21 protein-coding genes are annotated in these 23,979 nt (G+C 63.2%); 11 read left to right on the top strand and 10 right to left on the bottom strand.

The window, feature by feature from the left end:
- The first annotated feature begins 63 nt into the window (after positions 1 to 63).
- The 11 genes from mdlC (at position 64) to VNT00_RS03125 (ending at position 12,424) form a co-directional block, all read left to right on the top strand.
- Positions 64 to 1,677, top strand: a complete 1,614-nt coding sequence (gene mdlC / locus VNT00_RS03175; RefSeq protein WP_325584441.1) for a benzoylformate decarboxylase — start codon at positions 64 to 66, stop codon at positions 1,675 to 1,677.
- A gap of 35 nt (positions 1,678 to 1,712) precedes the next feature.
- The gene (locus VNT00_RS03170) at positions 1,713 to 3,164 is read left to right on the top strand and encodes an aldehyde dehydrogenase (protein ID WP_325584440.1); all 1,452 of its coding nucleotides are present in this window, start codon (positions 1,713 to 1,715) and stop codon (positions 3,162 to 3,164) included.
- Between the two features lie 275 nt (positions 3,165 to 3,439).
- On the top strand, positions 3,440 to 4,000 hold the full coding sequence (locus VNT00_RS03165; protein WP_325584439.1) for a TRAP transporter small permease: 561 nt from the start codon (positions 3,440 to 3,442) through the stop codon (positions 3,998 to 4,000).
- Complete coding sequence (locus VNT00_RS03160) at positions 3,997 to 5,331, top strand: TRAP transporter large permease (RefSeq protein ID WP_325584437.1); 1,335 nt, start codon at positions 3,997 to 3,999, stop codon at positions 5,329 to 5,331. Before VNT00_RS03165 ends, VNT00_RS03160 begins: the two co-directional genes overlap by 4 nt.
- Before the next feature lie 58 nt (positions 5,332 to 5,389).
- On the top strand, positions 5,390 to 6,475 hold the full coding sequence (locus VNT00_RS03155) for a TRAP transporter substrate-binding protein (protein ID WP_325584435.1): 1,086 nt from the start codon (positions 5,390 to 5,392) through the stop codon (positions 6,473 to 6,475).
- Positions 6,476 to 6,838: 363 nt separating this feature from the next.
- A complete protein-coding gene (locus VNT00_RS03150; RefSeq protein WP_325584433.1) occupies positions 6,839 to 7,957 on the top strand; it encodes an alcohol dehydrogenase catalytic domain-containing protein in 1,119 nt (372 codons plus the stop codon).
- Positions 7,958 to 7,977: 20 nt separating this feature from the next.
- Positions 7,978 to 9,198 carry an amino acid ABC transporter substrate-binding protein gene (locus VNT00_RS03145; protein WP_325584431.1) on the top strand — a complete coding sequence of 407 codons (1,221 nt, stop codon included), beginning with the start codon at positions 7,978 to 7,980 and terminating at the stop codon, positions 9,196 to 9,198.
- 12 nt (positions 9,199 to 9,210) lie between these two features.
- Entirely contained in the window at positions 9,211 to 10,086 is an 876-nt protein-coding gene (locus VNT00_RS03140; RefSeq protein ID WP_325584429.1) for a branched-chain amino acid ABC transporter permease, read from the top strand.
- On the top strand, positions 10,083 to 11,000 hold the full coding sequence (locus VNT00_RS03135; protein ID WP_325584427.1) for a branched-chain amino acid ABC transporter permease: 918 nt from the start codon (positions 10,083 to 10,085) through the stop codon (positions 10,998 to 11,000). Before VNT00_RS03140 ends, VNT00_RS03135 begins: the two co-directional genes overlap by 4 nt.
- Positions 10,993 to 11,724: an ABC transporter ATP-binding protein gene (locus VNT00_RS03130; RefSeq protein ID WP_325584425.1), complete on the top strand. Its 732-nt coding sequence runs from the start codon at positions 10,993 to 10,995 to the stop codon at positions 11,722 to 11,724. The genes VNT00_RS03135 and VNT00_RS03130 overlap by 8 nt, the downstream gene beginning before the upstream one ends.
- Positions 11,717 to 12,424, top strand: a complete 708-nt coding sequence (locus VNT00_RS03125) for an ABC transporter ATP-binding protein (RefSeq protein ID WP_325584423.1) — start codon at positions 11,717 to 11,719, stop codon at positions 12,422 to 12,424. Before VNT00_RS03130 ends, VNT00_RS03125 begins: the two co-directional genes overlap by 8 nt.
- Positions 12,425 to 12,431: 7 nt before the next feature.
- On the opposite strand, the gene VNT00_RS03120 is transcribed toward VNT00_RS03125, so the two are convergent.
- From VNT00_RS03120 to VNT00_RS03075, 10 genes are all read right to left on the bottom strand, one after another.
- Positions 12,432 to 12,992, bottom strand: coding sequence for a cupin domain-containing protein (locus VNT00_RS03120; RefSeq protein WP_325584421.1), 561 nt, complete (start codon positions 12,990 to 12,992; stop codon positions 12,432 to 12,434).
- 206 nt (positions 12,993 to 13,198) lie between these two features.
- Positions 13,199 to 14,263 (bottom strand): maleylacetate reductase, encoded by a 1,065-nt coding sequence (locus VNT00_RS03115; RefSeq protein WP_325584419.1) that lies wholly within the window; start codon positions 14,261 to 14,263, stop codon positions 13,199 to 13,201.
- Between the two features lie 141 nt (positions 14,264 to 14,404).
- A complete protein-coding gene (locus VNT00_RS03110; protein ID WP_325584417.1) occupies positions 14,405 to 16,093 on the bottom strand; it encodes an FAD-dependent oxidoreductase in 1,689 nt (562 codons plus the stop codon).
- Positions 16,094 to 16,388: 295 nt separating this feature from the next.
- Positions 16,389 to 16,898, bottom strand: a complete 510-nt coding sequence (locus tag VNT00_RS03105) for a MarR family winged helix-turn-helix transcriptional regulator (protein ID WP_325584415.1) — start codon at positions 16,896 to 16,898, stop codon at positions 16,389 to 16,391.
- A gap of 157 nt (positions 16,899 to 17,055) precedes the next feature.
- Positions 17,056 to 18,231: an ABC transporter substrate-binding protein gene (locus VNT00_RS03100; RefSeq protein WP_325584413.1), complete on the bottom strand. Its 1,176-nt coding sequence runs from the start codon at positions 18,229 to 18,231 to the stop codon at positions 17,056 to 17,058.
- 166 nt (positions 18,232 to 18,397) lie between these two features.
- A complete protein-coding gene (locus VNT00_RS03095; protein ID WP_414650875.1) occupies positions 18,398 to 19,936 on the bottom strand; it encodes a bifunctional 3-(3-hydroxy-phenyl)propionate/3-hydroxycinnamic acid hydroxylase in 1,539 nt (512 codons plus the stop codon).
- Positions 19,937 to 20,020: 84 nt separating this feature from the next.
- Positions 20,021 to 20,827: an IclR family transcriptional regulator gene (locus tag VNT00_RS03090; protein WP_325584409.1), complete on the bottom strand. Its 807-nt coding sequence runs from the start codon at positions 20,825 to 20,827 to the stop codon at positions 20,021 to 20,023.
- Between the two features lie 22 nt (positions 20,828 to 20,849).
- Complete coding sequence (locus VNT00_RS03085; RefSeq protein ID WP_325584407.1) at positions 20,850 to 21,704, bottom strand: fumarylacetoacetate hydrolase family protein; 855 nt, start codon at positions 21,702 to 21,704, stop codon at positions 20,850 to 20,852.
- Between the two features lie 178 nt (positions 21,705 to 21,882).
- Positions 21,883 to 22,713: a VOC family protein gene (locus VNT00_RS03080; protein WP_325584405.1), complete on the bottom strand. Its 831-nt coding sequence runs from the start codon at positions 22,711 to 22,713 to the stop codon at positions 21,883 to 21,885.
- Positions 22,714 to 22,793: 80 nt separating this feature from the next.
- A complete protein-coding gene (locus VNT00_RS03075; RefSeq protein ID WP_325584403.1) occupies positions 22,794 to 23,978 on the bottom strand; it encodes an ABC transporter substrate-binding protein in 1,185 nt (394 codons plus the stop codon).
- Position 23,979 lies beyond the last annotated feature (1 nt).

Raw genomic sequence — 23,979 nt, 5'->3', positions numbered from 1 at the left:
TATAGCCAGATAATGGTGCGTCAACCATAATGAACCATCGGCAATCAAAGGCTAGGACATTTCATGACGACACCTTCATCCATCGCACGCGACTCGGGCCAGGTCACGGTACGCGAGGCGGTCCTGGACCTGCTCCGCTCCCTGGGCATGACCTCGATATTCGGCAACCCGGGCTCCACCGAGCTTCCCTTCTTTTTCGATTTTCCCGACGACTTCCGGTACGTATTGGGACTGCAGGAGTCGGTGGTGGTGGGGATGGCCGACGGCTATGCCCAGGCCACGCATAACGCGGCGTTCATAAACCTGCACTCTGCGGCGGGGGTGGGCCATGCCATGGGCAATATCTTTACCGCGTTCAAGAACAAGACGCCTCTGGTCATCACGGCGGGCCAGCAGGCCAGGCCCATTTTGCCCTACGATCCGTTCCTGGGATCCATGCAGGCCCCCGAGCTGCCCAAGCCCTACGTCAAATGGAGCATCGAGCCGGCCCGCCCCGAAGATGTGCCGCTGGCCCTGGCCCGCGCCTATCAAATCGCCATGACGCATCCCCGGGGGCCGGTGTTCGTGTCGATTCCTTCCGACGACTGGGAAGTCATGACAGACAAAGTGGCGCCGCATCAGGTCAGCCGGAACATCCGTCCCGATGCTGCCTTGCTGGCCCAGGCCGCCAAGGATCTGGCCGGCGCCAGCCGCCCGGCGCTGGTGGTCGGGGCTGCGGTGGATCGCGACCAGGGCTGGGACGATGTGGTGAAGCTGGCCGAGCTGCACGAAGCGCGCGTCTACGTGGCGCCGATGTCGGGACGTTGCAGTTTTCCCGAGGATCACCGCTTGTTCGGGGGCTTTCTGCCCGCGATACGCGAGCGTATCGTCAGCATTCTGGACGGGCACGACCTGGTGTTTGCCATCGGCGCGCCGGTGTTTACCTACCATATCGACGGCAAGGGGCCCCACCTGCCCGAAGGCGCAAGCCTGATCCAGCTAACCGAGGATCCCAATGTCGCCGCGTGGGCGCCAGCCGGCGTCTCCATTATTTGCAGCATTCAGCAGGGTGTCCGGGATCTCGTTGCGTTGGGCGGCCCCGCCGCGCGCGCCACGCTGGCGCCCGTGCCCCGCAAGCCTGTCGTCGAAATGCCCGGCCGCGGCGAGCGCATGTCGGTCGCCTTTGCATTGCAGACCCTGGATCAGGCCCGGAGCCGTTCCAGCATCATCGTCGAAGAGGCACCCAGCTCGCGGTCGACCATGCACGACTACCTGCCTATCTACGAGACGGAAACGTTCTACACCATGTGCAGCGGCGGTCTGGGCTACGGGCTGCCGGCTGCGGTCGGGGTGGCGCTGGCCAGGCCCGAGTCCAAGGTCATCGCCCTGATTGGCGACGGCTCGGCCATGTATTCCATACAAGCGCTCTGGAGCGCCGCGCAGTTCGAGCTGCCGATGGCTTTCGTCATTCTCAATAACCGCAAATACGCGGCACTGCGAGAGTTCGCCGGGATCTTCGGCTACGACCCCGCCACGCCGCTTACCGGCACCGATTTGCCCGACATCGACTTCGTGTCCCTGGCGAAGGGCATGGGGGTCCAGGCCGAGCGGATTTCCGACGCGGCGGAACTGCGCGCCGCGCTCGATCGCGCGCTCAACGCCAGCGTGCCCACGCTCGTCGAGGTGGAAGTGGCCTGATCTGAATTCACAAAATGCATTAAAGGAGGAAGGTAATGAACAAGATTTCCATGCTTATCAATAATAAGTCCGTGCAGGCATCCAACGGGCAGACTTTCGAACGCTGCAATCCGTTGGACGGCAGCGTTGCCACTGTCGCGCCGGCGGCCACGCCGGAAGACGCCAGGGCGGCGGTCGAGGCGGCCGCCGCGGCGTTCGCCGCCTGGTCCGAAACCACTCCCGGCGAGCGCAGGGCGCTGTTGTCGAAGGCGGCGCATGCGCTCGAGGGCAAGGCGGAAGCGCTGATCGCCGCGATGGCGTCGGAAACCGGGGCCGCCGCGCCCTGGGCCGGGTTCAATGTTCATCTGGCGGCGGGCATGCTGCACGAGGCCGCGGCCATCACCACCCGTATCAGCGGCGAAGTCATTCCCTCCGACGTGCCCGGCAACCTGGCGCTTGCCGTGCGCCAGCCCACGGGCGTCATCCTGGGCATCGCGCCCTGGAACGCGCCGGTCATCCTGGGCATACGGGCCATCGCCACGCCCCTGGCCTGCGGCAATACGGTCATATTCAAGGGCTCGGAGCTATGCCCGGCCACTCACGGGATCATCGTCGAGGCCTTCAAGGAAGCCGGCTTCCCCGAAGGGGTGGTCAACTTCGTGACGAACGCGCCCGCCGATGCCGCGGAAGTCGTCGAAGCCATGGTTTCGCATCCCATGCTCAGGTGCGTCAACTTCACCGGGTCGACCCGGGTCGGCAAGCTCATCGCCCAGACCTGCGCCAAGTACCTCACGCCGGTTATTCTGGAACTGGGCGGCAAAGCGCCTTTCGTGGTCCTGGACGACGCCAACCTCGACGAAGCCGTCAACGGCGCCGCCTTTGGCGCATTCGCCAATTCCGGCCAGGTCTGCATGAGCACCGAGCGCCTCATCGTCGACAATAAAATCGCCGACGCCTTCATCGACAAGCTCGCCGCCAAGGCCAAGGCCCTGCCGCTGGGCGATCCCCGCAAGGGGCCCGTGGTGCTCGGCTCCGTGGCGGACGCCAGCATCGTCAATCGCTGCAACGAACTCATCGAGGATGCCCTGGCCAAGGGGGCGAAGCTGATATGCGGCGGCAAGGCGGATTCCACGCTTTTCCCCGCCACGCTGCTCGACCACGTGACTTCCGACATGCGCATCTACCACGAGGAAAGCTTCGGCCCGGTCAAGCCCGTCATTAGAGTCAATGGCGTGGACGAAGCCGTCGCGGCCGCCAACGACACCAGCTACGGGCTTTCGGCGGCGGTGTTCGGCACCGACGTCGGCCGGGCATGGCAGGTTGCCAAGCGCATCGAGTCCGGCATATGCCATGTCAATGGGCCAACCGTGCACGACGAGGCGCAAATGCCTTTCGGCGGCGTCAAGGATTCCGGCTACGGACGCTTTGGCGGCATGGCGGGCATCGAGGCCTTTACCACGCTGCGCTGGATCACGGTGCAAACGACGCCGCGCCATTATCCCTTCTGACGCTGCGCGTTGGCTGGCAGGCTGGCGTAGTGGATGCTCTTTTTCATTGCGCTTTCCTGGTTCCGCAGGCCCGTCGCTATAAGCCAAGCTAATAATGGTTTAGTACGAAAACGACATTGCGGTACGCATCCATGCACGACACACTGTACTGAAAGAAAGTAAAGAAAAAGCGGTAAAGGGTGGCGGGATACGGGCGGAGTTCCGGGGCGCGCCCGCCCCGGCGTCCCCCCGAATGCCCGATTCACTCCATAAAAATATATATCCCTGGAGACTCTATGCAATCCCCCCTGGAAGACGAGGCCGTCGCCGCGTCTGTCTTGCATGATCAGTTCGGCCCGTTCGGCCATCGCTTGCTGGCCGTGTCTAAGTTCTTCGCTGCCGTGGGCAGCCTGGCCTTCGTGGCGCTGGTCATCATGTCCCTGATTTCCATTGTCGGGCGCAAGCTGTTTTCCATGCCGGTGCCCGGCGACATGGAAATCCTCATGATGGTGGCCGCTTTTGCCTCGGCCACTTTCTTTGCCTACTGCCATCTTGAAAACGGCGACGTCAAGGTCGATTTCTTCACCGCCCACGCCAGGCCGCAAACCGTGCACCGGCTCGACGCCCTGGGTTCTTTGCTGGTCGGCCTTTTCGGCGTGGTGATCGCATGGCGCAGCTGGGTGGGGGCCATGTCTCTGCGCGAAGCCGCTGAAACCTCGCCCATCCTGGCCTGGCCCATCTGGGTGGTGCAGGCCTCCATGGTGCCCGGCTTCATACTCCTGGCCATCGCCGGCCTGTACATGTGCTTCCTGCATGTCAAGGTAAGCCATGTTTACGCGGCGGGGGGACAGCCATGACGGGAATTACGGTTGGCCTGATCATGTTCGCGGTGCTGCTCACGCTCATGGTCATACGCATACCCATCGGCATCTCGATGTTCGTGGCGGGGGCCGGAGGCTATGTCTATTTGACGGGCGGCAACTGGACGCCGCTTCTGGCTTCCTTGAAAAATCTGACGTACGCGCGCCTGTCGAACTACGACCTGGTGGTGATTCCCTTGTTCCTTCTTATGGGGCAGTTCGCTACCCATGGGGGCTTGAGCCGCAGCCTGTTCCGTTTCGTCAGTGCGTTTATCGGGCATCGCCGGGGCGGAGTCGCCATGGCTGCGGTGGGCGCCTGCGCCGGGTTCGGCGCCATCTGCGGCTCGTCGCTGGCCACTGCGGCCACCATGGGGCAGGTGGTGCTGCCCGAATTGCGCCGCTACGGCTATGCCGGCAGCCTGGCCACGGGTACGCTCGCGGCGGGCGGCACGCTGGGCATCATGATTCCGCCCTCGGTGCCGCTCATCATCTACGCCATCCTGACCCAGGAATCCATCGGCAAGCTGTTCATGGCCGCCGTCATTCCCGGCGTGCTGGCCATGCTGGGCTATATGGTGGTCATTCAAATCATTGTGCGCCGAAATCCCGAGAAAGGGCCGGCCGGGCCGCGGGCCGCCTGGCCCGAGCGCATCAGGGCGCTGATCCAGGTCGGCCCCGTGCTGGCGGTGTTCGTGGTGGTCATCGTGGGTATTTACGCGGGCTGGGCCACGCCCACCGAGGCGGCGGCCATCGGCGCGGCGGCCTGCGGCATTATCGCGGTGGTGACCGGCGGGCTGCGCTGGCAGGGGCTGCTGGCCAGCGCGCTGGGCGCCGCCCAGGCCACGGCCATGATCTACCTGGTATTGCTGGGGGCCGACATGCTGAACGTCGCGTTGGCCCTGTCGCAAATGCCGACCGAGCTGGCCCACTGGGTTCAGCACAGCGGGCTGTCGCCGTTCCTCATCATCGTGGCGGTTCTGATCGTCTACATCCTGCTGGGCTGCGTCATGGACTCGCTGGCCATGATCCTGCTGACCATTCCCATTTTCTATCCCATGATCATGGGGCTGGATTTCTGGGGCATGGGGCTCGAAGACAAATCCATCTGGTTCGGCATTCTCGCCCTGATGGTGGTGGAAATCGGCCTGGTGCATCCGCCCGTGGGTATGAACGTCTACATCATCAACCGCATGGCCAAGGATGTGCCGCTGACCGAAACGTTCAAGGGCGTCATGCCTTTCCTGGCGTCCGACTTCATCCGCATCGCGGCCCTGGTACTGTTCCCGAGCATCACCCTGGTTCTGGTCAGGGCCTTCGGGGCGCTTTGATTTGCGGCTCCGCCGCAAAAATATGGGACTCGAATCCCGCACACACAAGGAGACAAACATGACAACAATGACAAAACGGCCGTTGCAAAAAACAGCGATTCTCGGCCGATTGGCCGTCCTGGCCCTGGGGCTGGGCATGGCCGCCTCGGTGCAGGCCGCCGACAAGATAGTGCTCAGGGTTTCCCATTTCCTGCCGTCCACCTCCAACGCCCAGGTCAACATGATCCAGCCCTGGTGCGACAAGATCGCCAAGGAGTCCAACCAGCGAATGGTGTGCCAGATCTACCCGGCCATGCAATTGGGCGGCACGCCGGGCCAGTTGTTCGACCAGGCCAAGGATGGCGTGGCGGACATCGTCTGGACCTTGTCGACGCAGGCGTCGGGCCGCTTCACCAAAAGCGCGGTCTACGAACTGCCGTGGCTGGTGCCCAATGCCGAAATCGGCAGCCGCGCGCTGTGGGAGTTCACGCACAAATACGCCATGGACGAATACAAGGGCGTGCATCCCATTTTCATGCATACCCATGGCGGCACCCTCCTGCACTTTGTCGATAAGCAGCCCAAGACCCTGGATGACTTCAAGGGCCTGAAGATCCGCTCGGCCAACCGGGTCAACTCCAAAATGCTGACGGCCATTGGCGCGGCGCCGGTGCAGATGCCGCTGCCGGCGGTTCCCGATGCCGTGTCCAAGGGCGTGGTCGATGGCGCCGCCGTGCCCTGGGAAGGGGTGCCGGCCATCAAGCTCGACGAGATCACCCACTACCATTTCGATGTGCCCAAGGGCCAGCCTCGCATGGGTAATTCCATCTTTCTTTTTGGTATGAACCAGGCGCGCTACGACAGCCTGCCGCCCGATCTCAAGAAGGTCATCGACGACAACAGCGGCGAAGAGGTCTCGGCCTGGGCTGGGCGCACAGTCTTCGACGAGCGGGAAGCCGACTTCATGAAGGTCTCCAAAGCGAATGGCAGCGTATTCCATTACATGAGCGATGCTGAATACAAACGCTGGATCGACGCCACCAAGAACGTAAGCAACGAATGGATCAAGGATGTCGACGCCAAGGGCGGTAACGGCGCAAAGCTCTATGCCGAGGCGGAAGCCATCATCCATAAACTCATGGCGCAGGCTGCCAACAAGAAGTAGGCGGCGGGCATGGCTCGATCCGCGATTCGGTTTGCGTGATCGCGGGTCGTGGCCGATAAGAGGATTTTGTTTTGCGGCTCCTGACGATCCGCGGTGGCTTTTCGGCCGCCGTAGTGTCGTTGCGCTTTCAACCTGGGCCGCCTTGTCCAGCGCCACGTTTCTCCTTTGTGATAAATTATGCACATTATTTAATTTTAGGCATAAAATTTAGTGCAAACACCTATGCTCAAACGCATCCTGGGTGCCTAGAATGGCTACATTCGCAACCGCGGCAAGCCTGCCGCGCGCGTTTGCCGGCCGGCGTTTCCGGGGCTTGTTTCCAGGATGCCGCCAGGGCAAATCACAATAACCAAGGAGATCCAGATGGCATTGCCGAAAACCATGAAAGCCGCCCGCATGCATAAAGTGGGCGAGCCCATGAAAATCGAACAGGTTCCCGTGCCCGAGCCCCGTTCCAATGACGTGCTGGTGCGGGTCAAGTCCTGCGGTATCGTGCCAAACCTGGGCAACATCCTCAGCAACTGGACAACCTGGTTTCCCGAAAGGCCGCTGCCGCCGCTGCCCGCCATTTTCGGGCTGGATCCGGCCGGCGAGGTCGTGGCCGTGGGCTCCCAGGTGCATGCCTGGAAGCCGGGCGACCGCGTATACGTGAATCCGGGCCGCTATTGCGGCGGCTGCAGGGCCTGCCGCAACGGCCAGCACACCAATTGCGAGTACTGGACGTTCAACGGTTACTTCGGTTTTTCCGACAAGTCCATGAAGATTTTCGACGACTATCCCTATGGCGGCCTGTGCGAATACATGACCGCGCCTCAGTACTCGCTGGTCAGTCTGCCCGACAGCCTCAGCTACGACCAGGCGGCGCGTTTCGGCTATCTGGGCACGGCGTATGCCGGCTTGCGCAAAGGGGGGGTGAGGCCCGGCAAAACACTGCTGGTCAACGGCATCAGCGGCACCCTGGGGCTGGGTGGCGCGTTGTTCGGCCTGGCCATGGGCGCCACCCGCATCTTCGGCACGGCCCGCAACCAGGTTCTGCTGGATCGAGTCAAGGCATTGGCTCCCCACCGCATCGAAGTCAAGTCGTTGAACGACAGCGAACCCATCGACGCCTGGATCCAGCGCCTTACCGGCGGCGAAGGCGTGGATATCTACGTCGATTGCCTTGGGCCCGGCGCCGGGCACGAAACCCTGCTGGCCAGCATGCGGGCGCTCAAGCGCGGCGGAACGGCCATCGATATCGGCGCCACGGCGGGCAGTGTGCCGATGGATTTGCACACCATGATGGACTTGCAACAAAGTGTGATAGGCTCTTGCTGGTTTACCCCCGGCGAGGGACAAGACATGGCCGACATGGCGGCATCCGGACTGCTTGACATGTCCGTGTTCGAACAGGTCGGATTTCCGCTGGATCAGGTGAACGAAGCGATTTCGGGCATAGAAAACCGGAACGGCGGTTTCAGCAACTACGTGATAAACCCCTAATAATATTCAAGGAGACACACATGACAGTTCGCATCAGCAGACGAGATTTTGTCCGTACCGCAGGCGCCGTGGCCGCCGTGGCGGCAGCCCCTTCCATCGTGCATGCCCAAGAGCGCAAATCCATCAAGGTGGGCTGGGCCATTTCCAAGACGGGGCCCTTCACCGGCGGCGCGAATGCATCGCAAATCCCCAACTACCGTTTGTGGGTCGACGACGTCAACAAGGCCGGCGGCCTGAACCTGGGCGGCAAGAAGCTGCCCATCGAGGTCGTCGAATACGACGACCGCAGCCAGTCCGAAGAACTGGTGCGGGCGGTCGACCGCCTCATCAGCCAGGACAAGGTCGATTTTCTGCTGCCCCCGTGGGGCACCGGCATGAACCTGGCGGTGGCACCGGCTTTTCACCGCGGCAATTTCCCCATGATCGCGCCCAGCTTCATCACCGACCGCATGCCTCAGCTGGTCAAGCGCTGGGACAATATTTTCTCGCTGCTCGAGCCCGCAACGCCGTACGGCGAAGCCATTGTCGGCATACTCAGCAAGCTGCGCACCGACGGAAAAATCGGCAACAAGGTGGCCGTGGTCAACGTGACCGACCAGTTCGGCCTCGAGCTTTCCAAGGCGGCGCGCACGGCGCTGGCCAAGGCGAAATTCGAAATCGTCTACGATGCCGGCTATCCCATCGCCACGCAAGACCTCACACCCATCATCGCGGCCGCGCAGCAAAAGAATCCCGACACCTTCCTGGCGTTCAGCTATCCGCCCGACACCTTCGCGCTGACCGAAGCGGCCCGGGTGCGCGGCTTCAATCCCAAGGTGTTCTACGCTGGTGTGGGCACGGCCTTGTCCATCTACCCGGCCAAGTTCGGCGCCGCTACCCTCGAAGGCGTCATGGGGCCGGGCGGCTGGAATCCGCATTCCCAGGCCGTGACCGACTACATTGCCCGGCACAAGGCGCTTACCGGCACATTGCCCGACCACTGGGTCAGCGTGCTTTGCTACTCGGGTTTGCAGGCCCTGCAGCAGGCCATTGAAAAAGTCGGCAAGGTCGACCGTCCGGCGATCATCAAGGTGCTCAACTCCACGACCTTCGATACCGTCATGGGCCCGCTGGCGTTCAAGGATCACATCATGCAGGGCGGCTGGCTGGTCGGGCAATGGCAAGATGGCGTTTTCCACGGTGTGGCTCCCAACCAGGAAGGCGTAAAGCCGGTCATTGCGAAGCCGGCCTGGAAGGCTTGATTCGGAGCCTTTATGCCTATTGCCGATGCCTTGATTTTCGGGCTGACCCTGGGCGGGGCCTACGCGCTGGTGGCGCTGGGCCTGAACCTGCAGTACGGTGTGGCGCGCATTCTCAACCTTGCCTATGGCGAGATGCTGATTGCGGCCGCGCTGGCTGCGCTGGTTCTGTTTACCCGCCTGGGAATATCCCCCTTGATTTCCACGATATTGCTGGCGCCCATCGGCGCCGCGCTGGGCGCGGTGCTGTACCGCTACGCCTTTTTGCCTTTGGTGCGCCGCGCCCGCAGCCGCGACGAACTCGAAGCCGACAGCATTCTGTCCACATTCGGACTGCTGTTCGTCATCCAGGGCATCATGCTGGCCTTGTTCGGCGGCAACTATCTTAGCTATTCGTTCTTGTCGCTGCCCGTCGATTTCATCGGCACGACCATCGCGGCCAACCGCCTGCTGGTTCTGGGCGTGGCGGTGGCGCTAAGCGGCTTGCTGTATTTGCTGCTTACCCGCACGCGGGTGGGCACAGCCTTGCGTGCCGTGGCCGTCAACCCGGCGGCGGCGCCCCTGGTGGGCATCAACGTCATCAGCATCGCCATGCTGGGCTTTGCGCTGGGCACGGCGCTGGTGGCCGTGGCGGGCGTGCTCATCAGCATGTTCTCCACCTTCAATGCCACGATGGGCGTGCTGTTCACCATGAAGGCGCTGATCGTCGTCATCATGGGCGGGGTGGGCAATTTCGCGGGCTGCGTGGTGGCGGCCCTGTTGCTGGGCCTGGTCGAAAGCTTCGTATCGGCCTATATCGATCCGGGCCTCACGCTGGCGGCCAACTACGCGATCTTCCTGCTGGTGCTCATCTTCCGCCCCGCGGGCCTGTTCGGGAGGGTGGCACGGTGAATAAACGCCATACGCTGTTTGCCGTGGTGTCGGTCGTCTTGCTGGTGGTGCTGGCGTTTGCGCCGGAAATGGGCAACGATTACACCACGTCCTTCATGATCAACCTGCTGCTGTATGCCAACCTGGCCACGGTATGGGGTATTTTCTGCGGTACGACGCGCCTGGTTTCCCTGGCCACCGCCGCCTTCTTCGGCGTGGGCTGCTATGCCGTGGCGGTGTTGTCCGACTTCCTGCCCTGGCCGGTTCTTCTGGTGGTCGCCGCGCTGGCGGGCGGTGTTCTGGCGCTGATCATCGGGGTTTGCACTTTGCGCCTGTCGGGCATGTACTTCGTCATCTTCACCTTCGGCGTGGCCGAGATGATCCGCCAACTGGTCACCTGGTACGAGTCCACCGTGCAGGGTTCGGTGGGCCGCTATATTTTCCTGGAGGTCACGCCGGCGCAAATCTATTGGCAGCTTCTGGCGCTGCTGGCCGTGGTATGGGCGCTGGGCGCCTGGCTGGTGCGTTCGCGGCTGGGTTTTGCGCTGCGTCTCATCGGCGAAGACGAAACCGCCGCTCGCAATTGCGGCATCAATACGGTGGCGGTAAAGCTCGTGGTGTTCGTCGCCACGTCCATGATCATGGCCATTGTCGGTGCCATCGTGTCGCCGCGCTGGACCTATATAGAACCCTCCATCGCCTTCAACTCCCTGGTGTCGTTCCAGGTGGTGGTCATGGCGCTGTTGGGCGGCATTGCACTGTACTTCGGCCCGGTTCTCGGCGTGATTCCCATGGTGCTGGCCTTCGAAGTCATTTCCAAGTATTTTCCCGACCAGTTCAGCCTGGTGCTGGGGGCTATTTTCTTGTGCGTCGTCTATTTGCTGCCGGGCGGGTTTCTGGCTTTGCCGAAAAGGCTGAGGGGGGCTCGTGAGTAGCGTTTTGCTTGACGTGCAAGGCCTGTCGCGCCGCTTCGGCGGACTCAAGGCCGTGGATGGCTTGTCTTTGCAGATCCGGCCGCGCGAAATCGTCGGCCTGCTTGGCCCCAATGGTTCGGGCAAGACCACGGCGCTCAACCTCATCAGCGGCGTGCTGGCTCCCGATTCGGGCTCGGTGAAAATCGACGGCCACGAGTTCGCCGGTTCGCCCGCTTATCGCATCACCCATCATGGCGTGGGGCGCACGTTTCAACTGGTGCGCCTGTTCAATACCATGACGGTGCGCGAGAACGTGGTGGCGGGCATGGCGTTCACCAATGGCCGGCTGTTCGGCCGCGAAGCCGCAAAACAGGCCGAGTCTCTGCTTGAAAGAGTCGGGCTTGCGGGCTATGCGGGCAAAGAAGCCGGCAGGCTCACCTATATGGATCAAAAAAAGGTGGAGCTTGCGCGGGCCTTGGCCGGCCGGCCCAAGGTGCTGCTGCTGGACGAGTGGCTGGCCGGGCTCAACCCCACCGAGCTGATCGATGCCATCGCCCTGGTGCGCTCCCTTAAAGACGACGATATTTCCATACTCATGGTTGAACATGTCCTGGAGGCGGTGCGTTCGCTTTGCGATCATTGCGTCGTCATGACGGCCGGCGTGCCCATTTCCTACGGTACTCCGGCACAAGTATTGTCCGATCCCGAAGTGATCCGCGCCTATCTGGGGGACGAACATGCTTGAGATCAAAGGGCTTAGCGCCTGGTACGGCATGCACAAGGCGCTCGACAACGTTTCCCTGCACGTGGACAAGGGTGAGGTCGTCAGCGTGCTGGGCGCCAATGGTGCGGGCAAGTCCACGCTGTTGCGCAGCATTTCGGGCCTGATGCCGGTTGCCGGCGACGCCGCCATCGTCCTGAACGGCCAACCTTTGTCGGCGCTGAAGGACTTCGAAAGGGTGGAAGCCGGAATAGCGCTGGTGCCCGAAGGACGCGGTATATTCGGTGAACTCACGGTGCGCGAAAACCTGTTCATGGGGGCCTACCCCAAGCGGGCCAGGCCGAACGAACGGCGCAATCTGGAACAGGTGCTCGAACTCTTCCCCAAGTTGCGCGAGCGCATGCCGCAGGCGGTGCGCACCATGAGCGGCGGTGAGCAGCAAATGGTGGCCATCGGCCGCGCGCTGATGTCGGCGCCCGACGTCCTGTTGCTGGACGAGCCTTCGTTGGGGCTTTCCCCGCTTATGGTGTCCGAGCTGTTCAAGGCGCTGGAGCAGGTGCGCAAGGCCAACGTCACCGTATTGCTGGTCGAGCAGAACGCGCGGCGCAGCCTGGAGCTGTCCGATCGCGGCTATCTGCTGGAGCAGGGGCGCATCGTGGGAACCAATTCCGCAGCCGCCCTGTTGAAGGACGAAGCCGTGCGCAAGGCGTATTTGGGCGGCTAGTCCGGTTTTACGCGGGCTGGCGCTGCGCGCCGATGAGCACGAACAGCATGGTGGCGATGCCGGCGCTTTTGTTGCGCCAGCCGTGGCGGGCGCCGTTCTGGATGACGACGTCGTGCCGCTTCAAGTGGACTTCCTCGCCGGCGCCCAGATCGAGCCAGACTTCGCCATCGAGCACCACGCCGTAGTCGACGCTGTCGGTGATGTGCATGGCGGGGTCTTCGGGTTCGAACAGCTCGGCCAGGCCGGGCATTTTTTCGGCCAGTTCCTTGCCGAATGCCTCGCCGTTGAAGCCGGGGTCGCCCATGCTCGCGTCGGGAGGAAAAGTGACGATCATGAAGCGCGTTTCGCCGACGGGCGGAACGAACGTGGTGACAGCGGGGACGGGGTCGGCGGCCAGGGCGGGCTGGCCGACTTGCGGCTGCGCCGGCGTGGTCCACATGAGTGTGTTGGAAAACCCCGGAAGATTATCGAACTCGCGAACGCTGCGCTCGTCGCTGAGGATTACGGGTTTGCCGTTTTGGGCGCCGATGACGACGCGGCGGATGGGGGCCGGGCTGGCGAGAGGCATAGGGGTCTCCTTTTATGCGTATTTTTAATTATTATGCATAATAATTGGAGGCCGTTCAAGCATTCGCGTTGCTTGGCCCACGATTGTCAGCCATGCCGACGCTGCTCTTTTTATCAGGCAACGGCCTCCGTCCTGGCATTTCAGGTGTGGTGCGTCCAACGGCGCCGCGCTGGCGTGGCGCCTGACGTTCAGAGAGGGGAGGCTGTTTACGGCTGGGGTGCTTCGCCGGCCCAGGCTCGGCCGATGAGGGCGCGGATGGCTTCGGCCTGCAGGGGGCGCGGATTCCAGTAGGGGTTTTTCATGGCCAGGTCCGTGGCCCGGTCGATGCCGGATTCGGGCATGCCCAGTTGCTTGAGGGACTGCGGCGCCTTCAGCTTGCCGGACAGTTCCCAAAGGCCTGTGGCGGCGTCGGTCGAGTTCAGGGCGCGCGCCACCCGCTGCATGGCATCGGCGGCGGCCACGCTGTTGTAAGCGGCCGTGTGCGGCAGCATGACTGCATGGGTTTCTGCGTGGGGCAGGTCGAAGGCGCCGCCCAGCACATGGCAGAGCTTGTGGTGCAGGGCCATGCCCGCCGAAGCCAGGCATATGCCGCAAAGCCAGGCGCCGTACAGCGCGTCGGAGCGGGCTTCGATGTCTTTGGGAGACTGGACGATGGTGGGAAGGGAACGGGCGAAGGCGGCAATGCCTTCCTCGGCCATAAGGGAGGTGACGGGATTGCGGTTCTGGGCGTACAGGGCCTCGACCGCGTGCGCCATGGCGTTCAGCCCGCTTGTGGCGGAAAGCGCCGGCGGCAGCGTAATCGAGAGGTCGACGTCGTAGATGACGGTCTTGGGCAGGATGACCGGCTGGCGCTGCGTGGTTTTGACGCCTTTTTCGGTTTCGCCCAGGATGGGGGTCATTTCGGAGCCGGCGTAGGTGGTGGGCACGGCGATTTGCGGCAGCCCGGTGCGCAGCGCAATGGCTTTGCCAAGGCCTGTGGTCGAACCGCCGCCCAGGGCCACGACGCAGTCGGCGCCCACGCGCTTGGCGTAGGCGACCGCTTCTTCCGAGACTTCGACCGGCGTATGCATGGTGGCATTGCTGTAGACGCCCGCAGCCGTAGAGCCCAATAGCTCGGCAACGTTTCGGGCCCATGCCTCTTGCTGGGGCGTGGACAGAACCAAAGCCTTGCGGGCGCCAAGCTTTTCGACTTCTTGCGGAAGGCTTTGCAGCTTCCCCTGGCCGAAGATTACCCGGGTTGGAAGCGCTTCGTAGATAAAGTCGTGATTCATGGCGGAACCCTTGTGCTTTGAAAGTATGAACTAGTTTAGTCGTTCGTGGATTTTAAGATGAAATCATAGTGCAGGCTGGCGTAGGGAGATTTCGGCGGTGATGGTGTGTTCGTTGAGGTCTCTCATGCTTGTCTCCAGGTTTCAGGCTATGGCTTTTTTTGCCGGTGCGTCGGGAAGGGCGGCGCCGGTTCCGAGTATCTGGTCGAAAATGCGCCCGGCCTGCGAACCCGAATCGCCGCGCCATGCCACGATCTGATCGGGGCGGATCAGGGCGTAGTCGGCTTCGTAGAGTTCGCGGGCCTGCGGCAGATGCACGACTTCAAGTTCGACTTTCCTGCGGCTGGCCGCGTCGGCGAAGGCACGGCTTTCGCCGACGTTCGGTCCCATGCAAAGCAGTGTCCATTCGAAGCCGAAGGCGTCGTACAGCGATCGGCCGTCGTCGAGCCATATATGCGGGGGACGTCCGCCGGGAACGGCGCAGGGAATGTATTCGTTGGCCGAGTCGGGCGGCGGCGAGCTGCCGTCCGCAACGATGGCCGGCGAGCCGTCGTAGCGGCCGCCGAAGGTGACGCCGGGGATGTTGAATTCGGCGCGGCCATGGGCGGCCAGGTAGACGCCGGCCTTGGCGCGTGCGGCGGCGCCTTCGGGGCTGTCGTCTTCGATATTGCTTTCAGGCTTGAACAGGCCCAGCGAGTCGGCGAATTTGCGCGCGTATCCGGTGTTGCGGATACCCAGCGGCCGGCGTTCCGCCTCGTAGGTGTCGAGCAGCGTGGGGGATGCGCTTCCCTTGAGAACCGCCGCCAGCTTCCAGCCCAGATTGACGGCGTCTTCGACGGCGGTGTTGTAGCCCAGGCCGCCGGTGGGCGTGAAAAGATGCACGGCGTCCCCGCCCAGGAATACGCGGCCTTTCTGGAAGTGTTCGGCGACCAGCGAATGGCCGGCCGTCCATGAACCGCGCGACAGGATCTCGACCTCGATCGGCAGGCCCACCGCGGCCTGGAACATTTCGCGGGCCTGCTGGTCGGTGATGTCTTCTTCGCGTTCATGGGCCTTGAGCTGGGTATGGAACGCGAATTCGCCCTTGCCGTCGACGGTTGCCATGAAGGCGCGCCGCTCGGGGTTGAAGCATACGTTCATCCAGGCGGGGGCGTGCGGCACGGCGCGATAGAAATCGGGCGCGCGCGCATAGATGGCATACATGCGCCCGCCCATGAAGTCGCGGACGATGCCGGTCTCGCCGTTATAGCGAAAGCCGAGTTGTTCGCGCACGAGGCTGCGGGGCCCATCGGCGCCGACGAGGTAGGCGGCCTCGATGGTTTGGCGGGCGCCGTCGGCAAGACGTTCGACGTCGACGCAAACCGAATCGCCCAGATCGCGAAAGCCGGTCATTTTCCAGCCGTAGTTGATGGAAATGCCGGGCAGCTTTTCGGCCTGCCTGCGCAATTCGGCTTCGACGTATTTTTGCGAAACGCGATGGGGCAGCTCGGCGGCGCTCCAGGAGCCGGACAAGGCGTGGATTTTCTTCAGGGCTTCCTGCGCCGACGGCAACTGGAATCGGGCCAGTTCATGGCTGGCATAGCGGGTGGAATAGGCAATGTCGGTGGGAAAGTCGCCGGGCAGGCCCAGGCGGCGTATGGCGTCGGCAAAGCCCAGGCGGCGAAAGTGCTCCATGGTACGGGCCTGGGTGGCGTTTGCCTGGGGGTTGAAGGCGGTGCCGGGCTTCTCGTCGACGAGAACGGCCTGTACGCCGCGCCGGCCAAGCTCGTTGGCCAGCATCAGGCCGCAGGGGCCGCCGCCGACAATGGCAACGGAAGTTTTGCTCGGTAGCATGTGTCGCACTCCGGGAATCTGATGGAAGGAATGCGTTTATAGTAAGTTATCCTTACTAAATCGTCAATGTGTTTTTAACGGCGTGCACGATGCTGTGCATGGGCTTTGTTTTTTGCCGCCGGGCCGCCCCAAGGCAAAAAGCTCCCCCTCGGGGGGCAGCAAGCCGCGCTAGCGGCGCAGCGTGGGGGCTACCTTTTGCCGCCGGGCCGCCCCAAGGCAAAAAGCTCCCCCTCGGGGGGCAGCAAGCCGCGCTAGCGGCGCAGCGTGGGGGCTTCTTAACTTTATTTGTGCGCGGCTATTTGCCGCCGTAGTCGGTCAGCGCCTGCTTGAGCAGGTTCAGGCGCTGGGCGCCGAGTTCATCTTCCATTTCCGCTTCGGCTTGCTGCAGCGCCGTGCGAAAGGCGTTCAGCCATTCGACTCCCAAGGGCGTAAAGAAGACGATGCGGGATCGCTTGTCGCTGGGGTCGGGCTTGCGCGCAATGACGCCGCCGGCCTCGAGCTGAACGATCAGTTCGCCCACCGACTGCTTGGTGATGCCGGCCCGCTTGGCCAGGTCGGTGGCGCGGGTGCCGTCGATATCCAGATTGCGTGTGATCGCGATGTGGCTGAGCGAGAATCCGCCGTGCCCGGCGTCATCCATCAATTCCAGGATGCGGCTTTCGAACCGGTTGATGGCATTGTTCAGCAGGCGTCCGACGTTGTGCCGGCGCCAGGACTGGATGTTCTCGTGTTCGCCGACGGCGCGCGCCGCGCGCGGCCGGCGGCGGGCGGTAGCGGCTTTTTTCGGGACGGGAGTGTTTTCCATGCGTTCGCTTGCTCGGTGTTTCGGCCGCAAAGTGAGGCGGCGGGCCTATGCGAACTTTATCACTGCCGGGAAGTTGGTGCGCGAATCCGCCGAACGGCGCATTCGGGCCGGCTTGGGAAAGGGCCGGTCCCGTTTGATGCAGCCAGATCCTGGATGCTTACTTTTCCTTGCCCGGGTCCTTGACGTTGGGGATGCTGTCGAACTCGACGTTCTGCAGCTTGCCATCGACGCGTTCTACCTTGCGGATGTACACGGTCTGGATGATGTCGCGCGTTTCGGGGTCGATGGCGATGGGGCCGCGGGGGCTTTCGAACTTGATGCCCTTGGCGGCGGCGATGAATTTGTCGCCATTGGCGTCGCCACCGGTTTTCTTGAGCACGGCGTCGATCAGGTGCATGCCGTCGTAACCCGCCACCGACATGAAGTTCGGGCGCGTTTTGGGGTCCGTCTTGTAGTAGGCGTTGACATACGCCTTATTGAGCGCGGAGTCATGGGCCTCGGCATAATGCATGGAGGTCACGACGCCAACGGCTTCATTGCCCATGGAGTCGATGACGTCTTCGCCGGTGAGGTCGCCGGTGGAGATCAGGCGGATGCCGGCGGCATCCAGGCCGCGCTGCTTGAAGCCCTTGAGGAAGGCGACGCCCTGCTCGCCGGCGGGCACGAACAGGAAAACGGCGTCCGGCTTGGCGTCCTTGATGCGCTGCAAGAAAGGCGCGAAGTCCGGGTTGGAAAGCGGGGTGCGCACCTGGCCGACGATTTCGCCGCCGGCCGCGGTAAAGGTTTTGACGAACTGCTTTTCAGCATCGTGGCCCGGGCCGAAGTCGGCCACCAGGGTATAGACTTTCTTGATGCCGTTCTTGGCCGCCCAGGTGGCCATGGGCGCCGTGACCTGCGGCAGCGTCATGGAGGTGCGCACGATGTACGGCGACTTGGTCGTGATCGACGACGTGGCCGCGTTCATGACGATCATGGGCACTTTGGCCTGGGTGGCGACGGGGGCCGCGGCGAAGGCCAGTGGAGTAAGGCCGAATCCGCCAAGTATGGCAACCTTGTCCTGGACGACGAGCTCTTGCGCCGCGCGCTTGCTCAGTTCGGGAGCGATGCCCGTGTCGTCCTTGACGATGAGTTCGACGGGGCGATCGCCAAGCTTGTTGCCGTGCTCGTTGAGGTACAGCTTGGCGCCGCTCAGGATTTGCTGGCCGTAGGCGGAAAAAGGCCCCGACATGGGTAGAACCATGCCGATTTTAAGCGGCTCGGCCGCGTGCGCCGCGCCGCCGAGTCCAAGTGCGAACAGTGCCAGGCCGCAGCCCAGTTTATGGATGGTTTTCATTTTCGTCTCCGGGATGATTATTGAAGACGGATCTGGATTGCCGCATGGCGGCTCCCGTCCCGTCTTGCCGAAGATGGTAAATTTACCTGACTATCTTGTCAAGAAACCTTACAAAATCAGAGGCCTTCCAGTCGTGACGGATGCAAGGCTTGAGGAGCAACGCTTCCTAGGCCTGCAGCAGCCGGCTCAAGGCCTCGACGGTATGCTGGGGGTTGTCGCGCGGGATGCGGGCCAGCACGTAGCGGTCGGGACGCACCAGAAGCCAGCTGTCCTTGGCTTCGGCGCAATGGCGTTCGAAATCACCGCGCGCATCGCGCACAGTGGTCGCGCCCGGCGCGTCGGGGAAGGCGTTGTAGTAGCGCGGTGTGACGCAAACACGCTTCAGGCCAAGCCGGGATTCGAACGGCAGTTCCGGCAGGCCCCTGAAGGCTTCGGCCGGGTCGGCGTGGAAGGCTATGAGCGCAAAGCCTATGCCCAGTATTTCGTCCAGCCTGTGGGTGTAGCGATCCTGGGTTTCCACTTCGGGCTGGGGCAGCATGCGACCGACCCGCGTGCGGCGCAGGTCGGTGCCGTCCGGCACAATGTAACCCTTGGAAAAGCGCGGCTTGGGCTTGTAGCGCATCTGGGTGATGTAGTCGTTGGCGGGAGGCACCCATTGCAGGGCCCGGAAGCCCGCCTGGATGAGGCGCGCCTTGAGCATGGTGTCGGGCATCATGATGCGGCCCAGGGTAATGGCCAGCTTGATCAGTTCCCAGGCGTGTTCGGGGCGCTCGTCCTGGTAGCTGTCCAGCACGGCGGGCCCCAGCCGGCCCTGGACGACGGCGGCCAGTTTCCAGGCCAGGTTCGAGGCGTCGCGCAGGCCGCTGTTCAGCCCCTGGCCTGCGAAGGGCGGTGTCAGGTGCGCGGCGTCGCCGAGCAGGAAAACCGAGCCTTTTCGCCATTCGGTCACCATGCGGGCATGGAAGGTGTATACCTGCTTGCGCACGATCTCCACGCCGTCGTCAGGACCGTGGTCGCGCAGCAGCTGGCTGATGAAGGCGGGGTCTGTGACCTGTTCGTCGGTTTCGCCGTCGAGCAGCATGAATTCGAAGCGGCGCGTGCCGTTGGGGCCGGGCAGGTTGATGCCCGGCCTGCGCGGATCACAGTAGACCCGGGTTTCGCGGAAGTTGTCGCGCGTGCCGGCAAGGTCGATGATCAGCCATTTTTTTTCATAGGTATAGCCTTTCATGCCCACGTCCAGCATGTGCCGGATGGGGCTGCGCCCGCCGTCGCAGGCCGCGACGTAGCGGCTGCGGTGCGAATAGCGGGAGCCGTCTTGCGTTTGCACCTCCAGGGTCACGCCCGCGTCGTCTTGCTCAAGGCCTAGAACCTCGTGGCCGAAGCGCAGTTCCAGGTGCGGGTAGCGGCGCAGCGAGTCGGCCAGCATGGCCTCCAGCTCGGGCTGCGCAAAGGCGCTGCGCCGCGGGTGACCGTACTCGGCGGCCGTGGGCGACACCGAGGCGAAGGGCCGGCGGTCGGGGCCGAGATAGACCGAGCCGTAGTCCATGGCGCAGATGCCGCGCACGTTGTCGGCCAGGCCCGCCATTTGCAGCGAGCGCAGGGACTCGTCGTCGATGGAAACAGCGCGGGGCGCCTTGACGGTGGTCAGGTTGCGTTCCAGCAGCACCACCGGGATGTCTTGCGCGCACAGCAGATTGGCCAGCATCAGGCCTACGGGCCCGGCGCCGACAATGGTGACAGGGACGGGGGTTGCGCCTTGGGGCTGCATAAATGGATTCTCCAGCTGTTTTTACTTTTCGGCGCCGGGCTGTTGGGGCCGCGGGCTGTTTTCGATGCGGGCCAGGGCTTCGGAAATTCGCGCCGCCGCCATCACGATGCCCGTGACCAGGCGGTCTTCGCCAGCCTGGTCGACGTATTTTTCCCAGACCACAGCGCTCAGGCTGCGCATGACACGGCCGTCGGCATTGAAGATAGGGGCCGCGATGCCCATGCGGCCGGGGTCGACTTCGCCGCGCGACACGCAATAGCCGCGTTTGCGTATGGTGCGCAAGCCGGCGCTGAACGATTTCCAGTCGTCGCCCATGCCGGCCCGGCGCAGTTCTTCGGTTTGGTTTTCGTATTCGCGTTTTTGCTGGCGCCACGACATATAGGCCAGTATGACCTTGGAGGTGGCCCCGCGGTAGAACGGCATGGGTTTGCCGCGCTCGTAGCTGATGCCCGCGCTGGACGGCGCCACGGTTTCCTGGTGGATGCACATGACTTTCTTCTGGTAGACCTGGCACAGTATCAGCGAGGTTCCAGGATGCATGGACGAGGCCAGCCCCGAGATGATGGGGCCGGCAACCTTGGACAACGGGTCGGTGACGCGGATGCTGCGGTCGAACTCGATGAACGCCGAGCCCAGGCAATAGCCGCCGTTGGGCACTTCGTCCAGGTACTCGAACTTGGTAAGGCTTTGGAAATAGCGATATGCCGTGCTGATGGAAAGGTTCAGCTCTTTGGCGACGTCCTCGACGCTCCACACCGGCCGTTCTTCAGTGAACAGCCGGGGGATGGCCAGCATGCGCTCGACGGAGCTGATGCGTTCGGCAGTCATATTGCTGTTCCGGAAAAGGCCGTCAGGCCAGTTCGTCGACGATGGGGTTGCGCAACAGGCCGACCTGGGTGATTTCGACCTCGACGATGTCGCCGGGCTTCATCCACACCTGGGGTTCGCGCTTGGCGCCGACGCCGCCGGGCGTTCCGGTGGCGATGACGTCGCCGGCTTCCAGCGGCGTGAACGACGATACGTAGGCGATGATTTCACCGATGGAGAAGATCATGTCCGAGATCTTGGCCTGCTGCATGATTTCGCCATTGAGGCGGGTGGTCAGGGTTTGCGCCTCGATGTTCGGCACTTCGTCGCGGGTGACCAGCGCGGGGCCGAAAGCGCCCGTTCCGACGAAGTTCTTGCCGGGCGTGAACTGGTGCGAGTGGCGCTGCCAGTCGCGGATGGAGCCGTCGTTGTAGCAGGCGTATCCGGCCACGTGTTCGAGAGCGCGCTCGGCGGGAATATAGCGTCCGGGGCGGCCGATGACCAGGGCCAGCTCGCCCTCGTAGTCGAGCTGTGTGGACACATGGGGACGGATGATCGGGTCGCCGTCGGCGATCTGGCTGGCGGCGAAGCGGGTGAAGATGGAGGGGTGCTGTTCGACCGGGCGGCCGGTTTCCTTGCGGTGGGTTTCGTAGTTCAGGCCCACACAGATGATTTTATTGGGGTTGGGAATGACCGGCAGCAGGTGCACTTCGTGCCGCGACAGCACGGGCGCGGTGGCCAGCGCCGCCTGGGCGTCGGCCAGGCCGCTGTCGAGCAGGGATTTCAGGTCGGGGTAGCGGTTGCCCAGCACGGCGCTGAGGTGCGCGATGCGCTGGTTGTCGAGCTGGGCGCCGTAGCCGGATTGGCCGTTGCGGCCGACGAAAGATAGCAGATGCATGATGGATGATCCTTGAAATTGCGAAAGTATGGCGTGGATGTTGCGGTGATCGTGGTGTTTACGGTGTCGTTTGCGATGGATATATAAGCGTATATATTGAATGCCGTGTTTCAGGGCACGGCTCCGTTCCATGCGGGCGGCCCGCATGAAACGGCGGCGTACGGGCCGCAAAAGCGTGTCAGCTGCGCAGGTAGGCCTTGCCCCAGCTATTGAGGGTTTTTTCCTGGTGCACCCAGCTTCCGGTGGGCCGGTCTTCGTTGACCACTTCGAGTTCGGCCGAGATTTCCAGCCAGTTGCGGTCGGGATCGCGGATCATGAAGAACAGGTTGTTGCCCGGGCCGTGCCGGCCAGGGCCCCAGTCGAGCGGGATGTCGTGGGTGGACAGGTAGTCGGCCCAGTCGCGAATGAGATCCCAGTCGCCGGCCTCGTAGCAGTGGTGGTCGAAGGAATTCTTGGGCGCCACGAATATGGCGATGATGTGGTGTTCGGTGCCGGCGCGCAGGAAGCACGAGCGCAGGCTGTTGTCGTCGGCGTAGACGTTGTCGCTCACGCGCAGGCCCAGCACGTTCTGGTAGAAGGCCAGCATGGCGTCGATGCCGGTGGTGCCGAAGGCCACATGCTGCAGCCGGGCGGGCAGGCCCGCGTCGCGCAGGCGGTCTTGCGGGTCGTAGCCCAGGACGATGCGGTTGCCGTCGGGGTCGACGACCAAGAACGCGCTCTCGTCGAAAAATGGCGAAGGGGAGGGCTGGATGGCGACTCCCGCGGCGGCAATGCGTTGCCGCAAGGTTTTCAAGTCTTGGGCGGAGGGCAGTTGAAGCGCGAAATAGCGCAGGGTATTGGCCTGGCCGGGCGTGAACACCATGCGGCGTTCGCGGCCTTCGCACATGAAGCCGCCGTCATCCAGCGGTGTCGTGCGCATTTGCATGGCGCTGGCATAAAAAGAGGCCTGGGAGTCCGGGCTGGGGGTATTGACCCCCAGATGATCCAGCCGGGCCGTCAGCTTGCTCATACTGCTCTCCTGGAAGTTGTTTGGGCGCCGGCAACGCGCCAGGAAGCACTGCGCGTTGCCGGCACGCCGGTCAAGCCGGGTTAGACCCCCGGATCCTTGACGTTGGGGATGGTTTCGAACTCGACGTTGTAGATCTGGCCGTTGACCTTTTCGGCTTTGCGGATATACACGTTCTGGATGATGTCGCGGGTTTGCGGATCGATGCTGACCGGGCCGCGCGGGCTGACCCAGCTCATGCCCTTCATGGCCGCCAGAAGCTGGTCGCCCGTGGCGTTGGGGCCGGCTTTCTTGAGGGCGGCATAGATGAGATGCATGCCGTCATAGCCGCCCACCGACATGAAGTTGGGGCGCATCTTGTTGTTGGTCAGCTTTTCGAACGCGGCGACATAGGCCTTGTTCTCGGGCGAGTTGTGCGCGGCGGAGTAGTGCTGCGCCGTGACGACGCCCAGCGCTTCGTCGCCCATGGCTGGCAATAGGTCGTCGTCCAGCACGTCGCCCGTGCCGATCAGTTTGATGCCGGCCTGGGCCAGGCCTTTTTCTTTGAACTGCTTCATCAGGGCGGCGCCGGGGCCGGAGGGCACGAAGACGAACACGGCATCGGGCTTGGCGTCTTTCACGCGCTGCAGGAACGGCGCGAAGTCGGGGTTTTGCAGCGGGACACGGATGCTTTCGAGGATTTTTCCGCCGTGATCGGTAAAGTGCTTGATGAAGACTTTCTCGGCGTCATGGCCGGGGCCGTAGTCGGTGATCAGGGTGATGGCGGTTTTGATATTGCCTTTCGTGGCTGCCCAGTCGGCCAGCGGCGCGGTGTTTTGCGGAAGCGTCTGGGAAGTGCGGACGATGTACGGCGACTTCTTGACGATGGACGACGTGGCCGCGGCCATGACGATCATGGGCACCTTGGCCTGGGTGGCCACCGGGGCGGCGGCGAAGGCCAGGGGGGTCAGGCCGAAGCCGGCCAGCACATTGACCTTGTCCTGGATGACCATTTCCTGGGCGATGCGCTTGGTGTTTTCAGGCTGCAGGCCGCCGTCGTCGCGCAGGATGACCTGGATCTTGCGGCCGTCGACCACGTCGCCGTGCTGCTGCATATAGAGTTTGACGGCAACGTCGATTTGCTTACCCGTGGAGGCGAAGGGGCCGGTCATGGGAACGATGAGCCCGATCTTGAAGGGCTCGGCCGCCGAGGCGGGCGCGGCAACCAGGCTGGTCGCGGCGGTTGCCAGGCATGCTGCCGCAAGGGCCGTCTTGATGATGCGTTTCATT

The organism is Eoetvoesiella sp., assembly GCF_035555955.1.
GTDB lineage: Bacteria > Pseudomonadota > Gammaproteobacteria > Burkholderiales > Burkholderiaceae_B > Eoetvoesia.
The sequence above is the reverse complement of the archived record's forward strand: the minus strand, read 5'-3'. Positions and strand labels throughout refer to the sequence as shown.

What these genes read in the sequence shown, in the direction of transcription:
- VNT00_RS03160 (WP_325584437.1), top strand. Translation starts at nt 3,997, where the DNA reads ATGACGGGAATTACGGTTGGCCTGATCATGTTCGCGGTGCTGCTCACG.
- VNT00_RS03105 (WP_325584415.1), bottom strand. Translation starts at nt 16,898, where the DNA reads ATGGAAAACACTCCCGTCCCGAAAAAAGCCGCTACCGCCCGCCGCCGG.
- VNT00_RS03165 (WP_325584439.1), top strand. Translation starts at nt 3,440, where the DNA reads ATGCAATCCCCCCTGGAAGACGAGGCCGTCGCCGCGTCTGTCTTGCAT.
- mdlC (WP_325584441.1), top strand. Translation starts at nt 64, where the DNA reads ATGACGACACCTTCATCCATCGCACGCGACTCGGGCCAGGTCACGGTA.
- VNT00_RS03155 (WP_325584435.1), top strand. Translation starts at nt 5,390, where the DNA reads ATGACAACAATGACAAAACGGCCGTTGCAAAAAACAGCGATTCTCGGC.
- VNT00_RS03140 (WP_325584429.1), top strand. Translation starts at nt 9,211, where the DNA reads ATGCCTATTGCCGATGCCTTGATTTTCGGGCTGACCCTGGGCGGGGCC.
- VNT00_RS03170 (WP_325584440.1), top strand. Translation starts at nt 1,713, where the DNA reads ATGAACAAGATTTCCATGCTTATCAATAATAAGTCCGTGCAGGCATCC.
- VNT00_RS03150 (WP_325584433.1), top strand. Translation starts at nt 6,839, where the DNA reads ATGGCATTGCCGAAAACCATGAAAGCCGCCCGCATGCATAAAGTGGGC.
- VNT00_RS03110 (WP_325584417.1), bottom strand. Translation starts at nt 16,093, where the DNA reads ATGCTACCGAGCAAAACTTCCGTTGCCATTGTCGGCGGCGGCCCCTGC.
- VNT00_RS03100 (WP_325584413.1), bottom strand. Translation starts at nt 18,231, where the DNA reads ATGAAAACCATCCATAAACTGGGCTGCGGCCTGGCACTGTTCGCACTT.
- VNT00_RS03085 (WP_325584407.1), bottom strand. Translation starts at nt 21,704, where the DNA reads ATGCATCTGCTATCTTTCGTCGGCCGCAACGGCCAATCCGGCTACGGC.
- VNT00_RS03120 (WP_325584421.1), bottom strand. Translation starts at nt 12,992, where the DNA reads ATGCCTCTCGCCAGCCCGGCCCCCATCCGCCGCGTCGTCATCGGCGCC.
- VNT00_RS03075 (WP_325584403.1), bottom strand. Translation starts at nt 23,978, where the DNA reads ATGAAACGCATCATCAAGACGGCCCTTGCGGCAGCATGCCTGGCAACC.
- VNT00_RS03125 (WP_325584423.1), top strand. Translation starts at nt 11,717, where the DNA reads ATGCTTGAGATCAAAGGGCTTAGCGCCTGGTACGGCATGCACAAGGCG.
- VNT00_RS03095 (WP_414650875.1), bottom strand. Translation starts at nt 19,936, where the DNA reads ATGCTGGCCAATCTGCTGTGCGCGCAAGACATCCCGGTGGTGCTGCTG.
- VNT00_RS03115 (WP_325584419.1), bottom strand. Translation starts at nt 14,263, where the DNA reads ATGAATCACGACTTTATCTACGAAGCGCTTCCAACCCGGGTAATCTTC.
- VNT00_RS03145 (WP_325584431.1), top strand. Translation starts at nt 7,978, where the DNA reads ATGACAGTTCGCATCAGCAGACGAGATTTTGTCCGTACCGCAGGCGCC.
- VNT00_RS03080 (WP_325584405.1), bottom strand. Translation starts at nt 22,713, where the DNA reads ATGAGCAAGCTGACGGCCCGGCTGGATCATCTGGGGGTCAATACCCCC.
- VNT00_RS03090 (WP_325584409.1), bottom strand. Translation starts at nt 20,827, where the DNA reads ATGACTGCCGAACGCATCAGCTCCGTCGAGCGCATGCTGGCCATCCCC.